The following is a 25,532-nucleotide window of genomic DNA, read 5'->3' as shown; positions in this document are numbered from 1 at the left end:
GTCCTCTGGCTGATACTCCAACCGCTCTAAAAGCGCTTAGCTTGGCCCACTTCCGCGAGCAGCCGTTGGAGATGGGTGACATGACCACGTTGGAGGACATCGCACGGGTCCATACCGGCTGGATCATCTGGCGGTCGGACGTCGGCCGTTGGTGGGCGACCAGGCGCGGGCCGGTGGACCTCGACGCGATCCGCATGGGATGCGCGATGACGCTCGACGCCGACGACCCCGAGGCCCTCGACGCCGCTCTGGCCGCTCAGGCCGAGTTGACCGCCGAGTTCGCCGCCGACCCCGCCGCCACCGCGTGACCGGGGGCCGCGGCGCGGTCGGCGGCCGTGCCGGAGACGGTCCCTGATGTAGTGGACGACGTGGACCGCGCAGGCGCCGTTGCGGCGTCTGCGCGATCGGTGGCCATCCGCCCGCCCTCCGCTGTTCAGACGAGGAGATCGGGCCGAAGGACGTCCGCCTGGAGGATGCGCTCGATCTCCTTCTCGTCCGCATTGTGTCCCGTCTGCCGCCGCAGTTCCTTCCGTACGGCGTCGAGGATCACCGGCGTGAGCAGAACTCGGACGAGGGACTTCGGGGCCGTCGCCGCACGGGCCTTCCACAGGTCGTCTATCAGGCGGCGCTTGAACGCCTCCTTGCTGAGGTAGAAGAGCGCGTCGGCCTTCCCGCCGAGCCCGCCTTCGTCGAGGAGATCGACCTCCAGGGCCAGGTCGATGACGACAGGGAGGCCCCCTCGGATTCCCGCTTCGGCTGCCATGTGAGCCGTCACCGTGGCCCCTTGCTCGGCATCATCTTTCGTGGCGATCGCCGACTGGTTGGCGCAGCTGTAGCCGATTCAGCCGCCCGTCCCGCGCGGCCGACCTTCATGCAGGGGCTTTCCGCTTCAGGTGCGTATGGCTATAGTGCGGATTGCAATAAAGCATCTGGGGGAGCGATGGCGCGGGGACGGGCGGACAGGGACCTGGTCGGGCTGACGGTGCTCGCCCTCCTGTCCGTACGGCCCGCCCACCCCTACGAGCTGCACCGGTTCGTCATCGACACGCACAAGGACTACATCAGCGGCCTGCCACGCAGCCTCTACCACGCGGTCGACCGGCTGGCCCGCGAGGAGCTCATCGCCCCCGTGGAGACCAGCAGGGAGGGCCGCCGGCCGGAGCGTACGGTCTACCGGGTGACCGAGGAGGGACGGGCCGAGTTGAGCACCCGGCTCCGCCGCCTCCTGGAACAGCCGGACGGCGACACCAAGGTCTTCCTGGCCGCGGTGTCGCTGATGGGATGCCTTCCGGTCCCCGAGGCGGAGCGGGCGCTGAGCACCCGCGCCGCCACGCTGGAGGGCGCGATCGTCTCCGCCGACGCGCACATCGCGGCGCTCACCGGATCCGGCCTGCCGCGCGTGCTGGTCCTGGAAGTGGAGTACGACCGGGCGATGAAGGCCGCCGAGCTGGAGTGGGTCCGCGCGACCCTCGCCGAGATCCGGTCCGGACAGGTCTCCTGGAGTGCCGATTCGAACACCGGGCAGCTCGACCCGCAGTGACGCGCCGGCCGGATGCGCCAACATCCGGCCGGCGCCGGACCCGACCACCGCGAAGCGGCCGATCAGGGCTCGCACTCCGAAGGATAGGCGGCTTCGCGGTCATCCGAGAGGAGCCGTACGACATGTCCGACGACATCCACCGCCTGCTCGACGCGCTGACCGCGGCCTGGAACGACGGAGACGCCGCCGCCTTCGCCGGGCTGTTCACCGAGGACGCCGACTACGTGACGTTCTTCGGGGCCCGCATGGAGGGCCGCCGAGCCATCGAGGACAGCCACCGGGCGCTGTTCGAGGGCCCGCTGAAGGGGTCCCGGCTGGGCGGCCCCGCCACCGCGCCGCCGCTGCGGAAGATCCGCTTCCTCAGCCCGGACGTGGCACTGGTCGTGACCACCGGGGGCTCGTCCCTGCCGGACGGCACGGCCGACCCCGGCCGCGACTCGATCATGACGTTCACCGCGGTCAGGGAGGGCGACGGCTGGCGCTTCGCGTCGTTCCAGAACACGCGGATCGGCACGCCGTGACGTCCGCGGGAACCCTCCTGTGCGAGGTGCGCGGCGTCGTTGAGGCGCCGGTCGAGCGCGTGGCCGGCCTGCTCCTGCGCGTACGGCCGGGGCCGGTGGGGCGTGACAACTGCTTCCCGCTGGCGGAGCACGGCGGGACGCTCACAGGCGGACCGGACCGGTTCGTGCTCGCCGCGCCCGGCCACACGATGACGGTCGAGGTGGGCCCGGACCTGCTGGCCGCGCAGGGCGGCTGGTGGTATCGGGGCGAATACCGCATCGCGCCCGATCCGGCCGGCACGTTGCTGGTGCACCAGGTCCGCAACGTGGCCGAGAGCCTGCGCTGGGGAGTGCCCCTCGTCAACGGGTTCTTCCGGCAGCTCGGGCCGCGGACGCGCGACGGCTTCGCCGTACTGCTCGACCGGGTCGGCGCCGAGCTGAACTGCTCCGTCCGCCTGCTGGACAGGTGCTGAAGAGGTCCCGGAGTGGATGTGCCCGCGCTACGTGAAGTGACGTCTGTCACATCGCGTGATGTCACGTCTCAGCGATCAGCGGTGTCCTGAGGGCATGACCGAACACAACACGCTCCACAAGGTCGTGGTCATCGGTGGCGGTTACGCCGGAACGCTCGCGGCCAATCGCCTGCGGGCGCGCGATGACGTCGACGTCACCCTGGTCAACCCCCGTCCGGAGTTCGTCGAACGCATCCGGCTGCACCAGTTCGTGGCCCGTACCGGCGACGCCACGATCGACTACGGCACGCTGCTCGGCGAGGGCATCCGCTTGGTCGTCGACAGCGGCACGCGCATCGACACCGCCGCGCGCAGGGTTCTGCTGGCGTCGGGTCGTACCTTGGACTATGACTACGTCATCTACGCGGTCGGCAGCACGGCGGCGACACCCTCATCGGTGCCCGGCGCGGCCGAATTCGCGTTCGACATCGCTGAGTTGGAATCCGCGCGGCGGCTGCGCGCCAGGCTGGAGGAGTTGCCCCTCGATGCTCCGGTCACCGTGATCGGCGGCGGGTTGACCGGCATAGAGACGGCCGCCGAGCTGACCGAGCAAGGACGCAGGGTCACGCTGGTGTGCGGCCGCGCCCTGGCGCCGACGTTCAGCGCACCTGGCCGCCGATACATCGCCAAATGGCTGACCCGGCACGGTGTCGCCGTGCTCGAGGCCTCTTCGGTGAGCGAGGTGCGGCCGGACGCGGTCGTCCTTTCCGACGGTTCCGCCGATGGCGGGGTGCGTCCGAGCGCGCTCACCATCTGGACGGCCGGTTTCGGCGTGCCGGCGCTGGCCGCCGCGAGCGGGCTGCGCACCGACGCGCTCGGCCGGCTGCTCACCGACGAGACGCTGACCAGCGTCGACGACGATCGCATCGTCGCGGCCGGCGACGCCGCCGCGCCGTCGGGTCAGCCGCTGCGGATGAGCGGCTACGCCGCCGGGCCGCTCGGGGCACGGGCCGCCGACACCGTGCTGAGCCGGATCGCGGGGACCGAACCGGCGGTGATCGACCTGGCCTTCACGGGAGCGTGCGTCAGCCTCGGCCGGCGCGCGGGGATCCGGCAGCTGGCCCGCAAGGACGACACCGCGGTGAACGTCTTCATCGGCGGCCGCATGGGCGCGGTGATCAAGGAGGTGACCTGCAAGTTCGTGGTGGCGAAGCGGATCCGCCTCGAGGCGCGCAAGCCGGGTTCCATGACCTGGCCCAAGGGCGGCCGGCGTTTTGAGCAGCCGGCCTCCGCCGCGCGGGTGGTCACCTCCCCGTGAGCACCGACGAGCATGCCGAGCGGTTCACCCTGTTGCGGCCGCTGCTGTTCACGATCGTCTACGAGATCCTCGGCTCGGTGACCGAATCCGACGACGTGCTGCAGAACAGCTATCTGCGGTGGGCGGAAGTGGACCTCGCGACGGTGCGGGACACCAAGTCGTATCTGGCACAGCTGGTGACCCGGCAGGCGCTCAACGCCATGCGGACGAGCGCGCGCCGTCGCGAGGACTACATCGGCTCGTGGCTGCCCGAGCCGCTGCTGCTCGACGAGAACGACGCGTCGACCGATGTGCTGCTCGCCGAGTCGGTGTCGATGGCGATGCTCGTCCTACTCGAAACGCTCACCCCCGATGAGCGTGCGGTGTTCGTGCTGCGCGAGGTGTTCGGCTTCGAGTACCACGACATCGCCGCGGCGGTGGGCAAATCCGTGGCGACGGTGCGCCAGGTGGCGCACCGCGCTCGCGAGCACGTACGGGCGCGGCGCAAGCGCTTCGAGCCCGCCGACGCCGCCACGACCGCGCGGATCACCGAGCGGTTCATGACCGCGGCGGCCACCGGTGACCTGGAAGGGCTGCTCTCGCTGCTCGCGCCGGACGTCACCTGGACCGCCGACAGCGGCGGCAAGACCACCGCAGCGCGCCGGCCGGTGGTGGGCGCGGAAAAGGTGGCCGCGGTCCTCATGAACCTGTTCCGTCTGGAGCGGCTGGCGGACCTGCGGATCGAGAGGGTCAACTGCAACAACACGCCCGCGATGGTCCTCAGCGGCGAGCGCCTGGAAGGGGTCTTCCTGATCGAGATCGCCGATGGGAAGATCACCAACTTCTACGCCATCCGGAACCCGGACAAACTTCTCGCGGTGGCGGTTCCGCGTCAGATCAGCCGGTAGGAGCGGGCGGCAAGCAGGTCGCCATCGCGCATGCCCGTCACGCGGGCCGGGGCCGGCGACCCGTGTCGATTGCCGCTGCAGGGCTCAACGCGGTCTGACCAATTCGACCGAACGACGACCAAGGAGTTGACCATGACCGACACGCAGGTGGCGATCGCCGGCGCGGGGCCGACCGGGCTGATGCTCGCGTGCGAGCTGGGGATCGCCGGGGTCGATGTGCTCGTGCTCGAGCGTCTCCCGCAGCCCCGGACGGTGGAGTCGCGGGCCGGAGGCCTGCACATCCGGACGATGGAGACGCTCGATCAGCGGGGCCTCCTCGACCGGTTTCTCGAGCGCGGGCGGCGAAGGCAGGGCGTGCACTTCTCCGGCCTCCGGCTCGACGTGTCCGACGTGGCGACGCGGCATCCGTACGTCCTCGTCATCGTGCAGTCCGAGGTGGAACGGCTGCTGGAGGAGCGTGCGGCGGAGGTCGGGGTACGGCTGAGACGCGGCGCCGAGGTGGCGGGGTTCATCCAGGACGAGACGGGTGTCACGGTGGAGCTCGCGGACGGGTCGCGCGTGCGGGCCGGCTACCTCGTCGGCTGCGACGGCGGCCGCAGCACCGTGCGCCGGCTCGCGGGCATCGACTTCCCCGGCACCCCGGCCACGATGACCGCGCTGCTCGGCGACATCGAGCTCGCCGAGCCGCCCGCGGACGACATCTTCCAGGAGCGGCGCGAGCACGGCAGTTTCTCGGTGCTGTCATTCGGCGCGGGCTGGTACCGGGTGCTGACCAACGAGTTCGACCACGTCGCCGACCGGGACGAACCGGTGACCCTGGAGACCCTCCGCACGGCCTTGATCAGGATCGCCGGGACGGATTACGGCATGCACTCGCCGCGCTGGCTCTCCCGCCACGGCGACGCGGCGCGCCAGGCCGGCCGTTACCGAGAGGGCCGGGTTCTCCTCGCCGGCGACGCCGCGCACATCCACTTCCCGGCGGGCGGTCAGGGCCTGAACACGGGCGTGCAGGACGCGGTCAACCTCGGCTGGAAGCTCGCCGTCGTCGTCCGCGGCCAGGCCCCGGATGTGCTGCTCGATACCTACCAGGCCGAACGCCACCCGATCGCCGCCCGCGTCCTGCACAACACCCGCGCCCAGACCGCCCTCTGGCGGGTGGACGATCACACCTCCGCGCTGCGCGAGGTGCTGTGCGATCTCATCGGCATCGATGAGGTACGGCTGCGCCTGGCCGGCATGATCACGGGCACCGACATCAGGTATCCGATGGAGGGGACGGACGACCTCCTCGGCCGGCGGATGCCTGACCTCGAACTCGGGCAGGGCCGCGTCTACGAGCTGCTGCACCGCGCCCGCGCGGTTCTGCTGGATCTCGGTGGTTTAGCGCCGCTCGACGAGGTCGTGGACGGCTGGGCGGACCGAGTCGATCTCGTCCGCGCCCGTCCTGCCGAGGGCTCCGATCTCGGCGCGGACGCCGTACTCATCCGTCCTGACGGACATGTCGCCTGGGTCACCCGCGCCCGCGAGCGGCCGGACCTGGACGCTCTCCGGACCGCCCTCACGACGTGGCTCGGCCCGGCCGGCCTTCGCCGTGCGCAGGTACACCAGCCCGCCCCGCCAACCCCGGATTAGTGCGCAAATCCCGCTTCACTCAGCTCAGCCGGGCTGCCCGGTCCGGGGACGGCCACAGGGCGTCAGCCCTTCTCCGCGCCCTCGTTCGCGCCGCGTACGAAGTAGCGCTGGAACACCACGAAGATGACGGCCACCGGGATCGTGGCGAGCACGGCGGCGCCCAGCTTGAGCGGATACTGCGTGCCCTTGCCGAGCGAGCCGCTGACCAGGTCGGCGATCCCTCGCGGCAGCGTGAACAGTTCCGGACTCTGCACCGCCACCAGCGTGTGCGCGAACTCGTTCCAGCTGCCCTGGAAGGAGATGATCGTCAGGGTGATCAGGGCCGGTCGTGCCATCGGCAGCACCACCGACCAGAAGGTGCGCCACACCCCCGCGCCGTCGATGCGCGCGGCCTCCTCCACGCTCACCGGCACCGACTCGAAGAACTGCTTCATGATGAAGACGCCCGCGGCGTCCACGATCAGGGGCAGGATCAGCGCCGTGTAGCTGTCGTACAGGCCGAACTGGTTGAGCACCAGGAACTTCGGCACGAACAGCACCACGGGCGGCACGGCCATGACCCCGATGACCGCGGAGAACAGCGCCTTGCGGCCCCGGAAGCGGATCCGCGCCAGCGCGTACCCGGCCATCGAGCACAGCAGCACCCGGCCGGCGGTGACCAGGATCGTCACCAGCACCGAGTTGCCCAGCCAGAGCGGCAGGTCGGTGTTGAGGAAGACCTTCTCGTAACCGCTGGTCGTGAAGGGATGGGGGATGGGCGACAGCGCGTTCGCGGCGGCGTCCGGCTCGGTCTTGAACGAGTTCGCGACCTGGATCACGAACGGGTAGAGGAAGACCAGCGCGAAGAAGACCAGCACGAAGTAGCCCGCGAAGGTGGAGGCGAGCGAGCGGGGGTCCCGGCGTTTCACGGTCACGACCTCCTCGTACGGCGGGCGGGGTCGCGGTCGCGCATGATCCACCGCTGGACCAGTGCGAGCACGACGATGATGGCGAACAACACGAACGAGATGGCCGTGCCCGAGCCGTACTCGAAGCTCCGGAAGGCCGTCTGGTACGACAGGAAGGCCGGGGTGAGGGTGGTCTTGGCCGGGTTGCCCTGGCTCATCACGTAGACCTGGTCGAAGACCTGCCAGGTCGCGATGAGGCCGAGCGTCAGCACCAGGAACAGCGTGGGCTTCAGCAGCGGGAGCGTGATGTGCCGGAACCGCTGCCAGCGCCCGGCCCCGTCGAGCATGCCGGCCTCCTCCAGCGTCACCGGGATGTCCTGGAGCGCGGCCAGGAACATCAACATGAACGTTCCAGACGTCGTCCAGACGACCAGCATGATGATCGTGCACATCGCCACGCTGGGCCCCGACAGCCACTCCCACCACGACAGCCCGAACGGCCCGCCGTCCGTCAGCGCCGCCGGCGGATCGGCCGGGTCGACCAGGCCGAGCCCCCCGAGCAGCAGGTGGAGCACGCCCCGCGAGTCGGAGAACCACTGCGGGCCGTCGATCCCGAACAGCTTCAGCAGGCTGGTCACGGCGCCCGAGTTGGCGAAGATGAACAGGAACACGACGCTGATCGCCACCGAGCTGGTGACCGAGGGGAAGAAGAACGCGGCGCGGAAGAACGTCTTCCCCTTCAGCATCCTGCTGTTCACGATCAGGGCGAGGCCCAGCGCCAGGACCGTCTGGGCCGGCACGACGATCGCGACGTAGTAGAAGTTGTTCCGCACGCTGGTCATGAAGTCCTGGCGGGCCAGGCCGTCCTCGGTGAACAGCCGGGTGTAGTTCTCCGTCCCCACGAACGGCACGCCCGAGCGGAACGGGCTGCCCTGGCCGTTCCAGTCGGTGAGGCTGACCCACATCGCCATCAGGATCGGCAGCAGCATGAACAGGCCCAGGATCACCACCACCGGCGCCACGAACAGCCAGCCCGCGATGTTCTCCCGCACGGCGGCGCTCAGCCGGGGGCCGGGCCGCGTGGCCCGTGCGGGTGCGGTGTCGGCCACGGTCACTCCTTCCGGTCGGCGGGGCCCCGGCCGTCACCGGCCGGGGCCCGCTCCGTCTCGCGTCGGCTCTCGCGTCAGCCGAGGGCGGCCTGGGTGTTCTTCTGCAGACGCTCCAGCAGCGCCTTCGGGTCGCTGGAGGTGAGCTTCTGGATGCCGGTGTCGAAGTCGGCCAGGACGCTGTCCATCTTCGGCGCGTTGACCGGGCCCTGGGCGTAGTCGGCGCCGTTCACGAACGGGCCGTCGGCGGGGAACTCCTTGGTGTAGGCGTCCTTGGCCGACTGCCGCGAGGGCATGACGCCGAAGGCCTTGGCGAAGGCCATCTGCTGGTCGACGGTGGTCATCGCCTCGACGAAGTCGATCGCCTGCTGCTTGTACTTGCTCTTGGAGGAGATGCCCCAGCAGTTGGTGAACGACAGGGTGCCCTTGCCCTTGGGCCCGGCCGGGAGCTCGTGCACGCTGTACTTCACGTCGGGGAAGTCGGCCTTCAGGGCGCCCTTGATCCAGTTGCCTTCGATGGTCATCACGGCCTTGCCCTTGCCGAACGCCTCACCGCCCCAGCCCGCGTCGAGCTGGCTGGGGAACTGGGCGAGCTTGTCCTTGAGCAGCGACTGGACGTACTGGAGGGCCTTGAGGTTCTCCGGGGTGTCCGCCGTCGCCTGCTTGCCGTCGGGGCTGGTGATCCAGCCGCCCGCCTGCACCAGGAACGCGCCGACCCGGTCGCGCGTGTCGCCGATCGCGAGCGGCGTGACGCCCTTGGCCTTGAGCTTCTCGCTCACTGTCTTGAGCTGGTCCCAGGTGGTGGGCACGTCGCCCTCGCCGAGCCCGGCCTTGGCCCACAGGTCGTCGTTGATCACCAGGGCGAGGGTGGAGAAGTCCTTCGGCGCGCAGTAGAACTTGCCGTCGTAGGTGAACGTGGTGCGCAGGCTCGGGTAGAAGTCCGACGCCCCGGACAGCTTGTCGGCGTACGGCTCCAGCGCGCCCACGCTCGCGTAGTCGGCGAACCGGGAGGCGTCCACGTAGAACACGTCGGGCGGGTTGTCGCCCGCGAACGCCTGGCCGAGCTGCTGGGCGAGGTCCTGCGCCGGGGTCACGGTCGCCTTCGAGCCCGACTTCTGCGCCCAGGCGGCGGCGGCGTCCTTCACCGCGGTGGTCTCCGCGTCGCCCGAGGAGCCGATGAGGATCTGCAGCTCGGCGGGGCCGCTGCTCTGCTGGGCGGGAGCGGCCGCCTTGTCGTCGTCGAAACCGCTGCCGCAGGCGGCCGAGGCAAGGAGGGCGGCGCAGGCGGCGCCCAGCGCCGCCGTCCGTACGGTTCTGTTCTTCATGAGGATTCCCGATCTTCGTTGAGGGGGACGCGCCGGTTCACGCCGATTGGCGGACGACCAGCGAGGGTTCGAGCAGCACGTTCGCCGGCGGTTCGCCGGGGTCCGTCTGGCCGTCGAGGAGTGTGGTGAGGAGCGCCACGCAGTGCGCGGCGGCCTGCGCCAGCGGCTGGCTCAGGCTGGTCAGGCCGACGGCCTTGGCCACCGGCGTGTCGTCGAAGCCGATCACCGCGACCGGCCGTTCCGCCGCGTCACTGCCGGGCCGCCAGGCGAGGCCGGGGGAGCGGGCGGCGTGCAGCGCGCCGAGCGCGAGCGAGTCGCTGGCGCAGACGAGAGCGGTCACCCCGAGGTCCGACCGCAGCAGGTCGTGGGCGGCCTTCTCGCCGTCGGCCACCCCGTCGCTGGTGGCCCGGCTCAGGCCGGCGGGGTCCACGCCCGCCGCGGCGAGCGTGCGTGACCAGCCCTCGCGGCGGTCGTCGCCGACCCCGGAGCCGGACGGCCAGCCGAGGAAGCCGATCACGCGATGGCCCGCGTCGAGCAGGTGGCGGGTGGCCGCGGCCGTGCCGGCCGCGCCGTCCACGTCCACCCAGGCATGGGAGGCGCCCGCGGAGTCCGCGCTCCAGGGGCGTCCGAAGGTGACGAACGGCACCTTGCGGTCCAGCAGCCAGGCCGTGCGCAGGTCGCCGTGGTGGGTGCTGGTCAGCACGAACGCGTCCGGCTCGTACGCGCCGAGCAGGTCCTCGAACGTGTCGACCTCGGCCTGGTCGTCGTCGGCCGTGTAGAGGAGCACCCGGTAGCCGGACCGTGCCGCCGACTCGGTCAGGCCGTGCAGGAAGCGGTCGAGCACCGAGCCGTTGATGCCGTCCCGGTCGGGCTCGATCCGGATGGCGATCAGCCGGGACCGGCCGGTGCGCATCTGGCGGGCCGCCTGGTTGACCCGGTAGCCCAGCTCCTCCACCGCGCGCAGCACCCGCTGCCTGGTCTCCTCGCGGACGACGTCCGGGCTGTTCAGGACGTTCGAGACCGTCTGGCGTGACACGCCGGCGAGCCGGGCCACATCGGCGATGGTCACCTTTTCGGTCATGTCCTGCCCTTCTGGGGGTTTGAACGTTCAAGGAGGAGTAAGGCATGATTAGATCGATCAAAATAAACTGAGTGTTTCGCAATGTGCACCCCCGGCGACCACATGTCAAGGTCAAAGCCGGCGATTCGATCCAGGAGGGCCCATCGGTGCTCGTCGGAGCCACGCCCGGTGCGGGTGGCGAGTTCGCCACCGGCACGGCGTACCGCCTGCAACCGCCACTGCACGAGCTGGTCAGCACCGTCATGGCGCCGACCGGGGCGCTGAGCGGCGCTGACGGCCAGATCCGCCCCTTCGGCGTCCAGGGGCTCTTCCACGCCGATCACCGGGCGCTGTCGCAGGCGACGCTGCTCGTGAACGGCCGCGAGCCCGAGGCGATCGGCCACGTCCACGAGGAGGCCGGGCGCACCCGGTTCGTCTCGCTCGCCCGCTGGCTCGGCGACCCCCACCCCGACCCCACCGTGCGGCTCGAACGCGTCCGGGAGGTCGGCGCGTACGGCATGAGCGAGCGCGTGGAGATCACCTCCACCGCCTCCGTCGCCGTGACCGCCTCGGTCACGGTCGAGCTGGGCTGCGACTTCGCGCCGATCGAGGTCGTCAAGTCGGGCGGCGACACCGCGCCGGCCGAGCCCGACGGCCCCCATTCGGGTCCCGGCGGCCTGTCGTGGCGGAGCGGCGGCATCCGGGTCACGGCCGTGGGCGAGGACGCCCGCTCGGAGACCGCCGACGGCACCCGGTTGCGCTGGGAGCTGAGCCTGCCGCCGGGCGGGTCGGCGACGCTGCGCTGGGAGGTCGTCGTGGACGACCCCGCCGCCGTCGTCGTCACGCCGGCCAGGACGCTGGAGTGGACCAGGCCCGAGGTCACCGCCGCCGACCGGCGGCTGACCCGGTTGCTGAACCAGTCACTGGAGGACCTGCGGTCGCTGCGGCTCGCGGAGGCCGGCGCCCCCGGCGACACCTTCCTCGGCGCCGGCGTGCCCTGGTTCCTCACGCTCTTCGGGCGCGACAGCCTGTGGGCCGCCCGGATGCTGCTGCCGCTCGGCACCGACCTCGCCGCCGGCACGCTGCGGGTGCTCGCGCGCCGGCAGGGCACGCGGGTGGACCCCACCTCGGGCGAGGCGCCGGGGAAGATCATGCACGAGCTGCGGCGGCACGAGTTCACCGTCGAGGGCAACGGCCTGCGGCTGCCCGCGGCCTACTACGGCACGATCGACGCCACTCCCCTGTGGATCAGCCTCCTGCACGACGCCTGGCGGTGGGGGATGCCCGAGCGCGAGGTCGCGGCGCTGCTGCCGAACATGGAGGCCGCGCTCGGCTGGCTCGCCGACTTCGCCGACCCCGACGGCGACGGGTTCGTGGAGTACATCGACACCTCCGACCGCGGCCTGGCCAACCAGGGCTGGAAGGACTCCGGCGACTCCATCCGGTTCCGCGACGGTAGCCAGGCCAAGCCGCCGATCGCGCTCGTCGAGGTGCAGGGCTACGCGTACGAGGCGGCGAGGAACGCGGCGTCGCTGCTGCAGGCGTTCGGCCGGCCCGGCGCGGGCCGGTGGAACGAGCACGCCGACGCGCTGGCCGAGCGGTTCCGCGCCCGGTTCTGGGTGGACGGCCCGCACGGGCGCTTCCCCGCGCTCGCGCTCGACACCGACAAGCGGCCGGTGGACGCGCTCACCAGCAACATCGGCCACCTGCTCGGCACCGGTCTGCTGTCGGAGGAGGAGTCGGCCCAGGTCGCGAAGCTGCTGGCCGCCCCGATGATGAGCGGCGGCTACGGGCTGCGCACGATGTCGTCCGGCGACGGCGGCTTCAGCCCGCTGTCCTACCACTGCGGCTCGATCTGGGCGCACGACACCGCCATCGTGCTCGCCGGGCTGGCCAGGGCCGGGTTCACCGCGCAGGCGGCCGGGCTCGCCGAAGGGCTGCTCGCGGCGGGGGAGGCGTTCGGCTACCGGCTGCCCGAGCTGTACGCCGGGGACAGCGCCGGTCCGCGGCCCGGCCTCGGCAGGCCCATGCCCTACCCGGCGGCCTGCCGTCCCCAGGCGTGGTCGGCCGCCGCGGCCGTGACGATCGCGCACGCCGCGCTCGGCCTGTACCCCGACGTGCCGGCGGGGCGGGTGCTGCTGCGGCCCATGGCCGGGGCGCCGCTCGGCGCGCTGTCGGCCCGGGGGCTGCGGGTGGCGGGCGCGGAGGTGAGCGTCGCCGTGGACGCGGCGGGTCACGCCACCGTCACCGGCCTGCCGCCGGGCCTCGACCTCGACGTGCGGTGACGGGTCTCTTCCTGCTCGCTCACGGCATGATCGAATAGCTGTTCTAATATGATGGCGTTATGACGGCTTTCCAGGCTTCGCTGCTGGATTGGGGCGAGGATGTTCACGTCGGCCCGCTCGGTTCGTCGGTGCGGCGCACTCCCCTGGAGCGCGGCGCCTGGATCGACGTCCGGCCGCACTGGATCGAGGGGGCCGACGCGCTCTTCGAACGCCTGCTTGAGGTGGTGCCGTGGCACGCCGAGCGCAGGCACATGTACGACCGGGTCGTGGACGTGCCCCGCCTGCTGAAGTTCTACGACGAGGACGAGGAGCTTCCCGACCCGGTGCTGGCCCAGGCGAAGGACGCGCTCAACGCCCACTACGAGGAGGAGCTCGGCGAGCCGTTCCGCACGGCCGGGATGTGCCTCTACCGCGACGGCAGGGACAGCGTCGCCTGGCACGGCGACACCATCGGGCGGGGGAGCACGCACGACACCATGGTCGCGATCGTGTCGGTCGGCACCCCGCGCCCGCTGCTGCTGCGCCCCCGAGGTGGGGGCGGCCCGACCTTGCGGCACGAGCTGGGCCACGGCGACCTCATCGTCATGGGCGGAAGCTGCCAGCGCACCTGGGAGCACGCGATCCCGAAGTCGGCCACGGTGATCGGCGCCCGCATCAGCGTCCAGTTCCGCCCGAGAGGCGTGCGGTGAGCACGTGAGCGCGCCCGGGCCGAGGGCTCTGGGCGGCCGTTGGCATGTGCGGTTTGCTGGTAGTCCTTGAGTAAGGCCGCGGCAAAGGACCGGCCCAGTCGCGCAAGAAAGGCCACGCATGATCCCGCACCCCTACGTCCCCGCCCCCGCTCGATACGACGACATGCGGTACCGGCGCAGCGGAAGGAGTGGCGTGCTGCTTCCCGAGATCTCCCTCGGGCTGTGGCACAACTTCGGCGACGGCCACCCGCTCGACGTGCAGCGCGCCGTCCTGCGCCGGGCCTTCGACCTCGGCATCACCCACTTCGACCTGGCCAACAACTACGGCCCGCCGTACGGCTCCGCGGAGGAGAACTTCGGCCGCCACCTGCGCGCGGACTTCCGGCCCTACCGCGACGAGCTGTTCATCTCGACCAAGGCGGGCTACGACATGTGGCCCGGGCCGTACGGCGAGTGGGGGTCGCGTAAGTATCTGCTGGCGAGCCTCGACCGGTCGCTGAGCCGGATGGGTCTCGACTACGTCGACGTCTTCTACTCCCACCGGCCCGACCCGGACACCCCCATCGAGGAGACGATGGGCGCCCTCGACACGGCGGTGCGCTCCGGCAAGGCGCTCTACGTGGGCATCTCGAACTACTCCGCCGAGCAGACCGAGCGGGCCGCCGCCGTGCTGCGCGAGCTGGGCACCCCGCTCCTGATCCACCAGCCGCGCTACTCCATGCTGGACCGCTGGGTTGAGGACGGCCTGCTGGACACGCTGGACCGGGCCGGGGCGGGGTGCATCGCCTACTCGCCGCTGGCGCAGGGCCTGCTCACCGGGCGCTACCTCGACGGCGAGGTGCCGGCCGACTCGCGGATGGCGATCGGCCACTTCCTGAAGCGCGACCGGCTCACCCCCGAGCTGCTGGAGACCCTGCGCGGCCTCAACAAGGTCGCCCAGGAGCGCGGCCAGTCGCTCGCGCAGCTCGCACTGGCGTGGATCCTGCGCGACCGGCGGGTCACGTCCGTGCTGGTCGGGGCGAGCTCGGTCGAGCAGCTCGAACAGAACGTCGCCGCCCTGGCCGCGCCGGCGCTCACCGCCGAGGAGCTGTCCGAGATCGAAAGCCTGCTGTAGGCCGTGCGGACGCGGTCCCGGGGCCGGCACGCGTGCGCCGCCCCGGCCGTCCGCGTCAGGAGAACGCGTCGACGCCGGTGAGCTCGCACGACAGGTCCCAGAGCCGGGACGCCTCCTCGGGGTCGATCGCCCACGGCCTGACCCCTCCGGTGTTCATGTCGCCGGCCGTGGCGACCTCGGCGACGTCGCAGTCCTGGCAGTAGACCCCGCCGTGACCCGCGAGCAGGGGAGAGGTCGCCGCCCAGACCGCCGTGGCGGCGCCCTGCTCCGGAGTCTTGAAGCCCTCCGCCGCCGTGCCGTCGGGAGAGATCCAGCCGAGGGCGATCTGCTCCTCGCGGGGGATGTGCCGCTGGAGGGGAGTGAGGATCTCGCCCGGATGCAGGGAGAAGGCCCGTACGCCGGAGGCCGCTCCGAGCGCGTCGAGACGCACGGCGAACAGGATGTTCGCCGTCTTCGACTGGCCGTAGGCCAGCCACCTGTCGTATCCGTCCCGGAAGTGGATGTCGTCCCAGCGGATCCCGGTCGCGAAGTGGGCGGCGGAGGACACCGACACCACCCGCGACCCTCCGGGGGCCAGGGCCGGGCGGAGGCGGTTGACGAGGGCGAAGTGACCGAGGTGGTTGACCGCGAAGTGGGCCTCCCACCCCGGGCCGACGCGGGTCTCCGGGCAGGCCATGATGCCCGCGTTGGCGATGAGGATGTCGATGGTCCTGCCGGTCTCCACAAGCGTCTCCGCGAACACGCGGACGCTGTGCAGGTCCGCCAGGTCGAGCTCGCGGGTCTCCGTGCCCGGGATGTCGCGCAGCGCCTCCTTCGCCGCCGCCGGCCTGCGCGTGGGGACGATCACCTGAGCTCCCGCCGCGCTCAGCGCCCGCGTCGTCTCCAGGCCGAGCCCGGAGTAGCCCCCGGTGACCAGGGCCGTCCGCCCGGACAGATCGATTCCCGCGAGCACCTCGCGCGCGGTGCTGCGTGCACCGAAACCACTGCCGATCCTGTGCTGTGTCGTCATGAGGAGGACGCTAGGAACTGGAGCGTGCTCCAGGTCAAGCCGTACGATCCGCCGCGCGGCGTGCGGGGCGGCGGGTCAGTCGACCTCGGCGCTGCCGTTCACGCGCAGCTTGCGGCGGGCCCGCTCGTAGAAGGTGGTCGTCCCGAGCCGCACCACGCGGGCGGCGGCGCGCAGCGCGGTCACCGTGAGCCGGTCGCCGGGACCCAGGTGGCCGCCGATGGTGCCGTCGACCTCCAGCGCGAGCTGCCCGCTGGTGGGGAGTACGTCGAGCGTCACCTCCTCGTCCGCCGACAGGACCAGCGCCCGGTTGAACGCCGAGTGGGCGGCGGCCGGGACGACGAGGAAACCCTCGACGGTGGGGGAGACGATCGGACCGCCCGCCGAGAAGCTGTACGCGGTGGACCCGGTGGAGGTGGAGACGATCACGGCGTCGGCGGCGTACCGGACGAACGGCTCGCCGTAGACCGAGACGGAGACGGCCGCGAGCCCGTCGCCGGGGATGCGGACGAGGGCGATGTCGTTGAACGCGGTCACCATACGGCCGTCGTGGCTGGTCGCCCGGACCGCCATGCGCGGCTCGACCGTGTATCTGTGCTCGTCGATGGCGGACAGCGCGGGCGCCAGCTCGTCCACGTCGATCTCGGCGAGGAAGCCGAGCCGCCCGAGGTTGACCCCGAGGACGGGTGTCGGCCGCCCGGCGATCAGGCGCATCGTGCGCAGCATCGTGCCGTCGCCGCCGAGGCTGACGAGCAGGTCGGACCGCCTGACCAGGGTCGGGGCGTCCACCGCGATCGCGCTGCAGTCGATGCGACCGACCTCGTCGGGCAGCCCGAGCACCGTGCAGTCCCGCTTGCGCGCCCACTCGACGATCGTGTCGATCGCCTCCTTGGAGTCGCGTTGCGGATGCAGGACGAGACCCACGGTGCTGACCATGCCCATGCCCACACTGTACGGCCAGGCCGTACGGGCGGTTTTATCGAACCGGCTCGCGCGTCGCCTGGTCCACCGGCAGGTAGACCCGGAACCGGGTGTCGCCGGGACGCGAGTCCACCCTGATGTCCCCGTGGTGCTTGTTGACCACGATCCGATAGGAGATGTCCAGGCCCAGGCCGGTGCCCTCGCCGACGGGCTTGGTGGTGAAGAACGGCTCGAAGATGCGGGGCCGGACCTCGGGCGGGATGCCGGGGCCGGTGTCGCCGACCTCCACGATCAGGTGGCCGTCCTTGCGCCGGGTGCGGAGGGTCAGCGTGCCCGTGCCGTCCATCGCGCCGAGCGCGTTGTCGATGAGGTTGGTCCACACCTGGTTCAGCTCCGCGGCGTACGCCGGGATGGGCGGCAGCGACCTGTCGTACTCCTTGACCGTGCGGACGCCCTCGGGGATCTTGCCGTGCAGCATGGTCAGCGTGGCGTCGAGCAGATCGTGTACGTCGACGATCTGGTGCGGGGCACGGTCGAGCTGGGAGTACTGCTTGGCGGCGGCGACCAGGCCGGAGATCCGGTTGACCGCGTCGTCGATCTCGCACATCAGCAGTTCGGTGTCCACCGTGTAGGTGAGCCATCGGACCGCGGCCTCCAGGTTCTCCTCGCCCACCGCCCCGGCGATCTGGTCGAGCCAGGCCGCGTCGAGGCCGCCGGCCACCAGCGTCGCCGCCAGGTCCCAGCCGCCGACGATGTCGTGGTCGTCCAGCCAGTCGGCGACCGCGTCCTCGGCGTCGGAGCGCGCCAGCGGCGTGAGGTCGGGGGCGGAGGCCGACCGCTTGACCGCGTCCTCCTGGAGCTCCACCAGGTCGTGCAACTGGCTGCCGTCCAGCCGCCCGTCGGCGATCATGGCGAGCTTGTGCCGCATGCCCGCCACCCGCTCGCGCAGCGCCGACGTCGCCCGTACGGCGGCGGCCGCGGGGTTGTTCAGCTCGTGCGTCAGGCCGGCCGACAGCGAGCCGAGCGCGAGCAGCCGCTCCCGCTCGCCGACGATCGTCTGGGTGGCGCGCATGCCGAGGAACAGCCCCTCGAGCAGGTGCATCGCCATCGGGAACCACTCGCGCACGCACGCCCCGATCACCTCGGCCGGGAGCACGAAGAACTCGGCGTCGGTGACCGCCGTCAGCGTGTTCATGTAGAGCTGGGAGAACTCCCCCGTGATGTACGCCTGGGTGGCGCCGCCGTACACCCCGCGCTGGTCGGTGCGGCTCACCTCGACCTCGTCGCCCTGCACCCGCCTGCTCATCGCGACCGTGCCGCGCAGCAGCACGAAGAAGCAGGTGGCGGGATCGCCCTCCTGGTAGACGCGGGTCCCGGGGAGCCGCCGCTCCACCCGGCCCGCCTCCGACAGGCGGGCGAGCTGCGCGTCGTCCAGCGCCTCGAACAGGAACAGGGTGCGCAGCTCGTCAGGCGACAGTGTCGGCTCACTCGGGTGGTCGGTCATCGAGCCTCCAGATAACGGTGGACGAGCGAGACCGCCATCGCGCCCTCGCCCACGGCCGAGGCCACGCGCTTGACCGATCCGGCCCGCACGTCGCCCGCCGCGAAGACGCCGGGCATGCTCGACTCCAGGTGATAGGGATCCCTGGACGGCGTCCACCCGGCCGGGCGGCGGCCGTCCGCGAGCAGGTCGGAGCCGGTCAGCACGTAGCCGCCTGCGTCGCGGGCGACCACGTCGCCGAGCCAGTCGGTGCGTGGTTCCGCCCCGATGAAGACGAACAGCCACGAGGCCGGAACGGCGGTCGTCAGGCCGGTCCGCCCGTCGCACAGGATCAGGCGCTCCAGATGGTCGCGGCCCTCGCCGCCGACCACCTGCGTGCGCGGATGGACCTCGATCGACGGAATGGCCTCGATCTGATCGATCAAATACCGTGACATCGACCGGGTGAGATCATCTCCCCGGATGAGCATGTGCACCTTGCGGGCGTACCGGGAGAAGTACACCGCCGCCTGCCCGGCCGAGTTCGCCCCGCCCACGATGTAGACCTCTTCCCCGGCGCAGCTCGGGGCCTCGGTGGCGGCGGCGCCGTAGAAGACGCCCCGGCCGGTCAGGTCGGCCAGGCCGGGCGCGTCCAGGAGCCGGTAGGACACGCCGGTCGCCAGCACGACCGTGTGCGCCGTCACGGCGGTGCCGTCGCCGAAGCGCAGCAGGGTGGCCGAACCGTTCCTTTCGAGGCCGACGACCTCCCGGGTGGTGAGCAGTTCGGTGTTGAACTTCAGCGCCTGCCTGCGGGCGCGGTCGGTGAGCTGGGCGCCGGAGACCCCGTCGGGGAAGCCCAGGTAGTTCTCGATCCGGCTGCTCTGCCCGGCCTGGCCGCCGGTGGCCCGCTGCTCCACGAGCAGGGTGCGAAGTCCCTCCGACGCGCCGTACACCGCGGCGCCGAGGCCGGCGGGGCCCGCGCCGATCACGGCGAGGTCGTAGAGGTCCGAGGCCGGCGTGGTGGCCATGCCGACGTGCGCGGCGAGATCGGCCTCCGTGGGCCGCGCCAGGGCCTTGCCGTCCGTGGTGATCACCACCGGCACGTCCGCCTCGCTCATCCCGGCGGCGGTCAGCAGGCGTACGCCCTCGGCCTCGTCGGCCCGCAGCCAGCGGTACGGCACGAGGTTGCGGGCGAGGAAGTCGCGCACCGTGAACGACTGCGCCGACCAGCGATGTGCCACGACCTTGGTCTCCGGCATCGTCACCGCGGGGGTGGCGAGCCAGGACTCCAGCAGCGCGTCCAGCACCGGGTAGAGCTTCTCCTCCGGCGGGTTCCACGGCTTCAGCAGGTAGTGGTCGAGGTCGACGATGTTGATCGCGTTGATGGCCGCGTCGGTGTCCGCGTAGGCGGTCAGCAGCACCCTGCGCGCCAGCGGGAAGATGTCCATGGCGGCCTCGAGGAACTCGATGCCGTTCATCTGGGGCATCCGGTAGTCGGCCAGCATGACGGCGACCTGCTCGCCGCGCAGCTTGATCTCGCGCAGCGCGTCGAGCGCGCTGGGGCCGGACTCGGCCCGGATCACCCGGTAGCGGTCGCCGTATCGGCGGCGTACGTCACGAGCCACGGCCCGGGAGACGGAAGGGTCGTCATCGACGGTGAGGATCGCGGCATTCTGCACAACTCACACGGTACTGGCGGATCTTCCCTGATCGGCACTCCCGGGACATAGGTCCCACGGTAGGGGGACGTTCGCCGGTCGCCCCGCCGCCGATCGTGGCCAAGGCTGGGGAAGACGAAGGAGGGCGCCATGCCGATGACCGTCCGCGACGTCATGAACAGGTTCGTGGTCGCCGTCGAGGCGAGGGCCTCGTTCACCGACGTGGTCACCGCGATGTGCCGGTTCCACGTCGGGGCCGTCCCGGTCGTGGACGGGGACCGGCGCGTGCTCGGCATGGTGAGCGACGACGACCTGCTGCTCAAGGACCTCGACAGGCGGCCCGGCGACCTGCTCATCGAGGGGCCGTTCCGCCGCAGGGAGCGCAGGAAGGCGAGCGGCCGCACCGCCGCCCAGATCATGAGCAGCCCCGCGATCACCGTCACCGAGGACACCCCGCTGCGGCGGGCGGCCTGTCTGATGCACCGCAACAGGATCAAGGAACTGCCGGTGGTGGACGGGCAGACCGGCCGCATCACCGGGCTGGTCAAACAGTCCGACCTGATCAGAGCGTTCTGCCGGCCCCCGGAGGACCTCCGCGACGACGTCATCGAGGTGGTGTCGCGCTACTCCCGGCAGTGCGCCGTACGGGTCGAGGACGGGATCGTCCACCTCGACGGCGGCGTGGAGCGGCGTTCCCAGCTCTGCGCCCTGATCGAGGAGGTCTGGCAGGTGGACGGCGTGGTGGACGTCGACTCCTTCATCACCTACGAGACGGACGACGTGGACCGGGCGGTCTCCGCGGGCGCGCCCCGGCGGCCCGGCCCGGCGGAAGGCGGGAAGGACCGATGAGCGTCGAGACCACGACCGCGTCCGAGGTGATGACCCGGACGCTCGTCACGGTGGAGCCGGACGAGTCGCCGCTGATGGCCTGGGAGCTGATGTGGCGGGCCGGCGTCCACCACCTCCCGGTCGTGGACGCCCGCTGCCGGCTCGTCGGCGTGCTCGGGCGGGAGGCGTCGCCGCGCACTGGTCGGGCGGCCCGCCGAGCAGTCCCGGACGGCGGTGCGCACGCTCGTGCAGGGGCGGCGCTGTCCCCGGGTCGCCCCGGACGCCCCGCTGTCCGAGGTGGCCGCGCTGATGGCCGACGCCGACTGCGGCGCGGTCTGCGTGCTCGGGCCGGACGAGATCCTGCGGGGCCTGGTCACCACCACCGACGTGCTGATGGCGCTGGCCGGGAGGACGGCGCGTCCGGCGGAAGACGTGGTGGACGTGAAAGGCGGCCTGTTCCACCTGGAGCCGGTGCCGTCCGTCACCCGTCCATGAGCAGGACGGCGGCCCCTCCGACGCGGTCGGCGGCCAGGTCGGCCAGGGCCTGGTCGGCGGCGTCGAAGGAGTAGAGCGTCGTCGTGACCCGCGGGTGGTGGAGGGCCGCCAGCCGCAGGAACTCCCGCCCGTCGTCGCGGGTGTTGGCCGTGACGCTGCGCAGCGTCCGCTCCTGGAACAGATGGCGCTGGTAGTTCAGCACCGGGATGTCGGTGAGGTGGATCCCCGCCACCGCGAGTGTGCCGCCCCGGTCCAGCGCGGCCAGCGCGACCGGCACGAGGTCGCCCACCGGGGCGAACAGGATGGCCGCGTCCAGGGGTTCCGGCGGCGGGTCGGCGCTGCCCGCGGCGGAGGCCGCGCCCAGCCGGAGCGCGAGCTCCCTGGCCGCCGCGGACCTCGTCATCACGTACACGGTCGCGCCCTCGGCGATCGCGATCTGGGCGGTCAGATGGGCCGAGGCGCCGAACCCGTAGATCCCGAGCCGCCCGCCCGGGGGCAGGTCGGCGCGGACCAGCGCGCGATATCCGATGATCCCCGCGCACAGCAGCGGGGCGAGCGTCTCGGCCGGGGTGTCCGCGGGCAGCGGGTAGACGTATGCCGCGGGGGCGGTCAGCAGTTCCGCGTACCCGCCGTCGGCGTCCCAGCCGGTGTAGGTGGACGCGGGGCACAGGTTCTCCGCGCCCCGCAGGCAGTAGCGGCACCGGCCGCAGGTCGAGCGCAGCCAGGCCACCCCCACGCGGGTGCCCACCGGCGGCCCTGCCGTGTCCGGGCCGAGCCCCGCCACCCGTCCCACGACCTCGTGCCCGGGAACCGTACGGGGGCGCCTCGGGGGGAGGTCGCCCTCGGCGAGGTGCAGGTCGGTGCGGCAGACCGCGCACGCCTCGACGCGGACCAGCAGTTCCCCCCGGCCCGGGCACGGGGTCCGGCAGCACGGCCCGTTCCAGCGGTCGCGTCGCGACGGGCCCCGGCCGGGCCACGACCCAGGCGTCCATCAGGCGTGCCGGATGCGCCGGCCGCTGACCTCGTTGGGCGAGATCCGGATGTAGAGCGGGCGGTCGCCGCCCGCCCACGACTCCACGGCGTTCTTGTTCACGTCGCCGGTGATGTGGTGGGCCCCGCCGCGTACGAGCACGCTCCAGCCCTCCCGGGTGCTCTCGTCGATGTCGTCCACCTCGAAGGCCACCATGAAGTCGGCCCCCTCGATCCCCGTGCGCAGGTCGGCGTCCATCGGGCCGCCGAGAGCGGTGCGGAACAAGACGGCGCCCTGCTCGATCGTGTAGTTGACCGGCAGGATCACGGGCCCGGCCGGGTTGTTGAAGGCGACCCTGCCCACACCGCCCGGCGAGATCAGCCGCAGGCACTCCTCGCGGTCGAGCTTGTCCAGGCGCGGCATGCCGGCGGGAGCCGTGTCTTCAGTCATGCGAACCTCCACGATGATCCTCAACGGGCGTCGGCGGCCAGTCTGCCGTTCCCGTCCCTCCGGCGGCACCGACGTCCGTCGCTCGGCGGAGGGACGAAGGGCCCGGGAAGCCTTGGCCGCCGCTTGCCGTAATCCATCCCCAACCGCATGCCCCGAATGGGCACGACCGTCACGTGGAAGTGCTGAGCAGCCGCATACTCCTGCGATCGGCCGACCGGACCGCGAGCCGCCGTTTCTACCGGGACGTCCTGGGCCTGGCCGTCAACCGGGAGTTCGGCCCGGTCGAGGACCCCGGGGTGGTGTTCTTCCTGGGGCAGGGGTTCGTCGAGGTCTCGCCGCGCACCGGCGACGTACGGGAGGGGCCGGCCATCTGGTTGCAGGTGCGCGACGTGCAGAGGGAGCACGACCGGCTGGTGGAGGCCGGGGTGCGGGTGTCCCGCCCGCCCCGGCTGGAGCCGTGGGGGCTGGTGGAGATGTGGATCGAGGACCCCGACGGCCTGCCGATCGTGCTGGTCGAGATTCCCGAGGGCCACCCGCTGCGGCGCGACCAGCGTTCCTTCACGCCGCGTCCCGCCTGAGCCCGTCTCCGGCCGCCCGAGCGGCTGCGTGCTGTTGAATTGAAGAATTCTTCATATTGCGAATATGCTGGCTCCGCCGACGGAGGAGAGGACGACATGCACGAGTTCACGGCGGAGCTGCGCGCCCGGCTCGCGGAGGTGCGCGAGGAACTGCGGCGGGCGCGGGAGAGCGGCGACGAGCACGGCGTCCAGGTCGCCTCGGGCCGTCTCGACAACCTGAACCGCCTGGCCGCCGATCACGGGATCAGCCCGGAGGCGGCGGGAGAGGCGGAGTGAGCCCGATGCCGGTCCCGCTCTACCAAGCCAAGGCCGACTTCTTCCGCACCCTGGGACATCCGGTGCGCATCCGCGTGCTCGAACTTCTGCGGGACGGCCCCCGTCCGGTCCGCGAATTACTCAACGAGATCGAGGTGGAGGCATCGAACCTGTCCCAGCAGCTCGCCGTGCTGCGCCGCACAGGCCTGGTCAGCGCGGTCAGGGAGGGCGGCACGGTGGTCTACTCGCTGGCCACCCCCGACGTCGTGGACCTGCTCGCGGCGGCCCGGCGGATCCTCACCGACATGATCACCGGCCAGGGCGAGCTGCTGGCCGAGCTCCAGGCGGAGGCGGCCGAGTGACCGGCGCGGCCAGGCGGCTGTACGGCCGGGTCGCAGGCCTGCTGCCCTCGCCCGCCGACTGGCGACCGGCCCGCCGCAGCCCCGGCCGCGACCTGATCGCCGGGCTCACGGTCGCGGTGGTGGCCCTGCCGCTCGCGCTGGCCTTCGGGGTCGGCTCCGGGCTCGGCGCGCAGGCCGGCCTGGCGACCGCCGTCGTCGCGGGCGCGATCGCCGCCGTCTTCGGCGGCAGCAACCTCCAGGTGTCGGGGCCCACGGGGGCCATGACCGTCGTCCTCGTCCCGATCGTGCACAGTCACGGCCCTGCCGGGGTGCTCGCGGTCGGCCTGCTCGCCGGGATCGTGCTCGTGGTGCTCGCGCTGGCCCGAATCGGCAGGTACGCCCGCTACATGCCGACCCCCGTCATCGAGGGCTTCACGGCGGGCATCGCCGTCGTCATCGCGCTCCAGCAGGTGCCCGCTGCGCTCGGCGTGACCGGCGAGGGGGAGCGGGTGTGGCAGGCGGCGGGGAACGCGGTCGCGAACTTCGCGCGCGACCCGCATCCGGTGCCGATCGCGATGGCGCTCGTGGTCGCCGGGGTCATGCTGCTCGGCGCGCGGTGGCGGCCCGCGGTGCCGTTCTCCTTCCTCACGGTCGTGGCCGCGACGCTCGTGGCCGAGGTCGCCGGGCTGGACGTCGCCCGCATCGGAACGCTGCCGGCCGGGCTGCCCGCGCCGTCGATCGGCTTCCTCGACCCCTTCCTCGATGGCGGCGCCGTCACCTCGCTGCTCCCCGCGGCCCTCGCCGTGGCCGCCCTCGGGGCCCTCGAGAGTCTGCTGTGCGCCTCGGTCGCCGACGCCATGAGCGTGGGGGAGCGGCACGACCCCGACCGCGAGCTGTTCGGGCAGGGCCTGGCGAACGTCGTCTCCCCGCTCTTCGGCGGCATCCCCGCCACCGCCGCGATCGCCCGTACGGCTGTCAACGTGCGCTCGGGCGCCCGCTCGCGCCTGGCCGCCCTCACGCACGCCGTCGTTCTGGCCATCATCGTGTTCAGCGCGGGCGGCCTCGTCGGGCGGATCCCGCTCGCCGCGCTGGCCGGGGTGCTGCTGGCCACGACGGTCCGCATGGTCGAGGTCGGGTCGCTGCGCGCCATCGCCCGCTCCACCCGGGGCGACGCCGCGGTGATGATCCTCACCTTCGCCGTCACCGTCGTGTTCGACCTCGTCACCGCGGTCGCGGTCGGCGTCGGAGTCGCGATCGTGCTCGCCCTGCGGGCCGTCGCGCGCAGCGCACAGATCGAGCAGGTCCCGCTGGAGACCGGCGACCACGGCGACGAGGAACGGCGCCTGCTGTCCGAGCACATCGTGGCCTACCGGTTCGACGGCCCGCTGTTCTTCGGCGCGGCCCACCGCTTTCTGCTTGAGCTGTCGGAGGTCGCCGACGTGCGGGTGGTCATCCTGCGCATGTCGCGCGTGTCCACGATCGACGCCACGGGCGCGGGTGTCCTCGGGGACGCGATCAGACGGCTGGAAGGAAAGGGGATCACCGTGCTGCTGTCGGGCATCCGCCCTGGCCACGACGAGGTCCTCGGCGGGCTCGGAGTGGCCGGCCATCTCCGGCGCGACGGGCTCGTCTTCCCGGACACGCCGGCCGCGATCGACCATGCCAGGACGCTGCTCGGGCTCCCGTCCGCGCCACCGCCGACCCCCGTTCCCGCGGCACGTCACCCGGACGTTCCCGCGCGGACGGTGTGATCGG

The 25,532-nt window shown here is 71.9% G+C and carries 27 protein-coding genes and 1 pseudogene; 17 read left to right on the top strand and 11 right to left on the bottom strand.

What is annotated here, in order from left to right; genetic code table 11:
* Positions 1 to 80: 80 nt before the first annotated feature.
* A complete protein-coding gene (locus B1L11_RS01730) occupies positions 81 to 308 on the top strand; it encodes a hypothetical protein (RefSeq protein ID WP_079312877.1) in 228 nt (75 codons plus the stop codon).
* Positions 309 to 433: 125 nt separating this feature from the next.
* Here the strand turns inward: B1L11_RS01730 and B1L11_RS01725 are convergent, their stop codons facing one another.
* Positions 434 to 763, bottom strand: a complete 330-nt coding sequence (locus tag B1L11_RS01725; protein ID WP_079312507.1) for a hypothetical protein — start codon at positions 761 to 763, stop codon at positions 434 to 436.
* Between the two features lie 177 nt (positions 764 to 940).
* Here B1L11_RS01725 and B1L11_RS01720 point away from each other — a divergent pair, with 177 nt between their 5' ends.
* The 6 genes from B1L11_RS01720 (at position 941) to B1L11_RS01695 (ending at position 6,329) form a co-directional block, all read left to right on the top strand.
* A complete protein-coding gene (locus B1L11_RS01720; RefSeq protein ID WP_079312505.1) occupies positions 941 to 1,540 on the top strand; it encodes a PadR family transcriptional regulator in 600 nt (199 codons plus the stop codon).
* A gap of 122 nt (positions 1,541 to 1,662) precedes the next feature.
* A complete protein-coding gene (locus tag B1L11_RS01715; RefSeq protein WP_079312503.1) occupies positions 1,663 to 2,061 on the top strand; it encodes an SgcJ/EcaC family oxidoreductase in 399 nt (132 codons plus the stop codon).
* Positions 2,058 to 2,513, top strand: coding sequence for a hypothetical protein (locus B1L11_RS44720; protein ID WP_143736822.1), 456 nt, complete (start codon positions 2,058 to 2,060; stop codon positions 2,511 to 2,513). Before B1L11_RS01715 ends, B1L11_RS44720 begins: the two co-directional genes overlap by 4 nt.
* 94 nt (positions 2,514 to 2,607) lie before the next feature.
* Complete coding sequence (locus B1L11_RS01705) at positions 2,608 to 3,810, top strand: NAD(P)/FAD-dependent oxidoreductase (protein ID WP_079312501.1); 1,203 nt, start codon at positions 2,608 to 2,610, stop codon at positions 3,808 to 3,810.
* Entirely contained in the window at positions 3,807 to 4,697 is an 891-nt protein-coding gene (gene sigJ / locus B1L11_RS01700; protein WP_079312499.1) for an RNA polymerase sigma factor SigJ, read from the top strand. The genes B1L11_RS01705 and sigJ overlap by 4 nt, the downstream gene beginning before the upstream one ends.
* Before the next feature lie 132 nt (positions 4,698 to 4,829).
* A complete protein-coding gene (locus B1L11_RS01695) occupies positions 4,830 to 6,329 on the top strand; it encodes an FAD-dependent monooxygenase (protein ID WP_079312497.1) in 1,500 nt (499 codons plus the stop codon).
* A gap of 62 nt (positions 6,330 to 6,391) precedes the next feature.
* Here the strand turns inward: B1L11_RS01695 and B1L11_RS01690 are convergent, their stop codons facing one another.
* From B1L11_RS01690 to B1L11_RS01675, 4 genes are all read right to left on the bottom strand, one after another.
* Positions 6,392 to 7,243, bottom strand: coding sequence for a carbohydrate ABC transporter permease (locus B1L11_RS01690; RefSeq protein ID WP_239108151.1), 852 nt, complete (start codon positions 7,241 to 7,243; stop codon positions 6,392 to 6,394).
* Positions 7,240 to 8,325, bottom strand: coding sequence for a carbohydrate ABC transporter permease (locus tag B1L11_RS01685; protein ID WP_179154933.1), 1,086 nt, complete (start codon positions 8,323 to 8,325; stop codon positions 7,240 to 7,242). The genes B1L11_RS01690 and B1L11_RS01685 overlap by 4 nt, the downstream gene beginning before the upstream one ends.
* 74 nt (positions 8,326 to 8,399) lie before the next feature.
* Positions 8,400 to 9,647 (bottom strand): extracellular solute-binding protein, encoded by a 1,248-nt coding sequence (locus B1L11_RS01680; RefSeq protein WP_079312493.1) that lies wholly within the window; start codon positions 9,645 to 9,647, stop codon positions 8,400 to 8,402.
* Between the two features lie 37 nt (positions 9,648 to 9,684).
* The gene (locus B1L11_RS01675; protein WP_079312491.1) at positions 9,685 to 10,728 is read right to left on the bottom strand and encodes a LacI family DNA-binding transcriptional regulator; all 1,044 of its coding nucleotides are present in this window, start codon (positions 10,726 to 10,728) and stop codon (positions 9,685 to 9,687) included.
* Between the two features lie 146 nt (positions 10,729 to 10,874).
* Between B1L11_RS01675 and B1L11_RS01670 the strand changes: the two genes are divergently transcribed.
* From B1L11_RS01670 to mgrA, 3 genes are all read left to right on the top strand, one after another.
* Complete coding sequence (locus B1L11_RS01670) at positions 10,875 to 12,992, top strand: glycogen debranching N-terminal domain-containing protein (protein WP_256862148.1); 2,118 nt, start codon at positions 10,875 to 10,877, stop codon at positions 12,990 to 12,992.
* A gap of 59 nt (positions 12,993 to 13,051) precedes the next feature.
* Entirely contained in the window at positions 13,052 to 13,681 is a 630-nt protein-coding gene (locus B1L11_RS01665; protein ID WP_079312489.1) for an alpha-ketoglutarate-dependent dioxygenase AlkB, read from the top strand.
* Positions 13,682 to 13,799: 118 nt separating this feature from the next.
* Complete coding sequence (gene mgrA, locus B1L11_RS01660) at positions 13,800 to 14,795, top strand: L-glyceraldehyde 3-phosphate reductase (RefSeq protein ID WP_079312487.1); 996 nt, start codon at positions 13,800 to 13,802, stop codon at positions 14,793 to 14,795.
* Positions 14,796 to 14,850: 55 nt separating this feature from the next.
* On the opposite strand, the gene B1L11_RS01655 is transcribed toward mgrA, so the two are convergent.
* The 4 genes from B1L11_RS01655 to B1L11_RS01640 form a co-directional block, all read right to left on the bottom strand.
* Complete coding sequence (locus B1L11_RS01655; RefSeq protein WP_079312485.1) at positions 14,851 to 15,804, bottom strand: SDR family NAD(P)-dependent oxidoreductase; 954 nt, start codon at positions 15,802 to 15,804, stop codon at positions 14,851 to 14,853.
* A gap of 75 nt (positions 15,805 to 15,879) precedes the next feature.
* Entirely contained in the window at positions 15,880 to 16,743 is an 864-nt protein-coding gene (locus B1L11_RS01650) for an NAD(+)/NADH kinase (protein ID WP_179154932.1), read from the bottom strand.
* A gap of 34 nt (positions 16,744 to 16,777) precedes the next feature.
* Entirely contained in the window at positions 16,778 to 18,226 is a 1,449-nt protein-coding gene (locus tag B1L11_RS01645) for an ATP-binding protein (RefSeq protein WP_079312483.1), read from the bottom strand.
* Positions 18,223 to 19,881: an FAD-dependent oxidoreductase gene (locus tag B1L11_RS01640; RefSeq protein ID WP_079312481.1), complete on the bottom strand. Its 1,659-nt coding sequence runs from the start codon at positions 19,879 to 19,881 to the stop codon at positions 18,223 to 18,225. The genes B1L11_RS01645 and B1L11_RS01640 overlap by 4 nt, the downstream gene beginning before the upstream one ends.
* A gap of 129 nt (positions 19,882 to 20,010) precedes the next feature.
* Here B1L11_RS01640 and B1L11_RS01635 point away from each other — a divergent pair, with 129 nt between their 5' ends.
* The 3 genes and pseudogenes from B1L11_RS01635 (at position 20,011) to B1L11_RS49565 (ending at position 21,183) form a co-directional block, all read left to right on the top strand.
* Complete coding sequence (locus B1L11_RS01635) at positions 20,011 to 20,709, top strand: CBS domain-containing protein (protein WP_079312479.1); 699 nt, start codon at positions 20,011 to 20,013, stop codon at positions 20,707 to 20,709.
* A pseudogene (locus B1L11_RS53680) lies at positions 20,706 to 20,810 on the top strand (CBS domain-containing protein); the annotation flags it as partial. The gene B1L11_RS01635 and the pseudogene B1L11_RS53680, both read left to right, overlap by 4 nt.
* Positions 20,811 to 20,922: 112 nt before the next feature.
* Positions 20,923 to 21,183: a CBS domain-containing protein gene (locus tag B1L11_RS49565; protein WP_256862147.1), complete on the top strand. Its 261-nt coding sequence runs from the start codon at positions 20,923 to 20,925 to the stop codon at positions 21,181 to 21,183.
* On the opposite strand, the gene B1L11_RS01625 is transcribed toward B1L11_RS49565, so the two are convergent.
* Together B1L11_RS01625 and B1L11_RS01620 are read right to left on the bottom strand one after the other, a co-directional pair.
* Positions 21,170 to 22,078, bottom strand: a complete 909-nt coding sequence (locus tag B1L11_RS01625) for a zinc-binding alcohol dehydrogenase family protein (RefSeq protein WP_306291588.1) — start codon at positions 22,076 to 22,078, stop codon at positions 21,170 to 21,172. The two genes, B1L11_RS49565 and B1L11_RS01625, sit on opposite strands and share 14 nt — an antisense overlap.
* Before the next feature lie 96 nt (positions 22,079 to 22,174).
* Positions 22,175 to 22,603, bottom strand: a complete 429-nt coding sequence (locus tag B1L11_RS01620; protein ID WP_079312477.1) for a pyridoxamine 5'-phosphate oxidase family protein — start codon at positions 22,601 to 22,603, stop codon at positions 22,175 to 22,177.
* A 173-nt stretch (positions 22,604 to 22,776) separates the two neighbouring features.
* On the opposite strand from B1L11_RS01620, the gene B1L11_RS01615 reads away from it, so the two are divergent.
* The 4 genes from B1L11_RS01615 (at position 22,777) to B1L11_RS01600 (ending at position 25,528) form a co-directional block, all read left to right on the top strand.
* Positions 22,777 to 23,181 (top strand): VOC family protein, encoded by a 405-nt coding sequence (locus B1L11_RS01615; RefSeq protein WP_079312475.1) that lies wholly within the window; start codon positions 22,777 to 22,779, stop codon positions 23,179 to 23,181.
* 96 nt (positions 23,182 to 23,277) lie between these two features.
* Complete coding sequence (locus B1L11_RS01610; RefSeq protein WP_079312473.1) at positions 23,278 to 23,457, top strand: hypothetical protein; 180 nt, start codon at positions 23,278 to 23,280, stop codon at positions 23,455 to 23,457.
* 5 nt (positions 23,458 to 23,462) lie between these two features.
* Positions 23,463 to 23,798: a helix-turn-helix transcriptional regulator gene (locus B1L11_RS01605; protein ID WP_079312867.1), complete on the top strand. Its 336-nt coding sequence runs from the start codon at positions 23,463 to 23,465 to the stop codon at positions 23,796 to 23,798.
* On the top strand, positions 23,795 to 25,528 hold the full coding sequence (locus tag B1L11_RS01600; RefSeq protein WP_079312471.1) for a SulP family inorganic anion transporter: 1,734 nt from the start codon (positions 23,795 to 23,797) through the stop codon (positions 25,526 to 25,528). The genes B1L11_RS01605 and B1L11_RS01600 overlap by 4 nt, the downstream gene beginning before the upstream one ends.
* Positions 25,529 to 25,532 lie beyond the last annotated feature (4 nt).

The organism is Microbispora sp. GKU 823, assembly GCF_002027145.1.
Taxonomy (GTDB): domain Bacteria; phylum Actinomycetota; class Actinomycetes; order Streptosporangiales; family Streptosporangiaceae; genus Microbispora; species Microbispora siamensis.
This window is presented reverse-complemented; position numbering and strand designations above follow the sequence as displayed.